Here is a 608-nt window from a genome sequence, read left to right as displayed (position 1 = left end):
AGTCAGCTCAAACAGCTTGAAAGATACTCGCTTAATCAGAGGAACAACTTTGTTGCACTTGACTTGACAATTGGGGATTTTTTTATTTTTTTCTTTACTTTTTTGCGTTTTTGCCGTAATATATACTATATAAAGGAGTGGTACAAATGAGCAATAATAAAAGTAAAGAAATTTTCTCTACGAACTTGGAAAAGTTAATGAGCAGTAGAAACGTTGATAGAAATAAACTTTGTTCTGATTTAGGTTTAAAATACACTACTGTAAGAGATTGGTTAAAGGGTATAACTTATCCTCGGATAGGGAAAATCGAATTACTTGCGGACTATTTCGGTGTTAATAAATCAGACTTGATAGAAGATAAAACTCAAGAAGTAAAAGAAGTAAAAATTCCTACTTCCCCTCTTGTTCAAAAAATAACTGAAAAGGCTGTTAAGCTGACTGCTCCCAGAAAACAAAAAGTTTTAGATTTTACAGAAAATCAATTACGAGAGCAATCTAATAAAGTTATTTCGCTAGAGGAAGATTTATTTGAATGATAAATTGTAAAATATAGTGCAACAAAAAAACTCATAGCGTTTCATTGGGGTAAACTGTAAGTATTCACACAA

Annotated in this window: 1 protein-coding gene; it reads left to right on the top strand. The window is 31.1% G+C overall.

Annotated elements, in window-relative coordinates; translation table 11 throughout:
- Positions 1–146 precede the first annotated feature (146 nt).
- Positions 147–536: a helix-turn-helix domain-containing protein gene (locus K1J10_RS10670; RefSeq protein ID WP_398577102.1), complete on the top strand. Its 390-nt coding sequence runs from the start codon at positions 147–149 to the stop codon at positions 534–536.
- Positions 537–608 lie beyond the last annotated feature (72 nt).

The organism is Streptococcus australis (assembly GCF_019930045.1).
Lineage (GTDB): Bacteria > Bacillota > Bacilli > Lactobacillales > Streptococcaceae > Streptococcus > Streptococcus australis_D.
Note: the sequence above shows the minus strand (reverse complement) of the source record. Positions and strands in the feature narration are given on the sequence as shown.

What these genes read in the sequence shown, in the direction of transcription:
- K1J10_RS10670 (WP_398577102.1), top strand. Translation starts at nt 147, where the DNA reads ATGAGCAATAATAAAAGTAAAGAAATTTTCTCTACGAACTTGGAAAAG.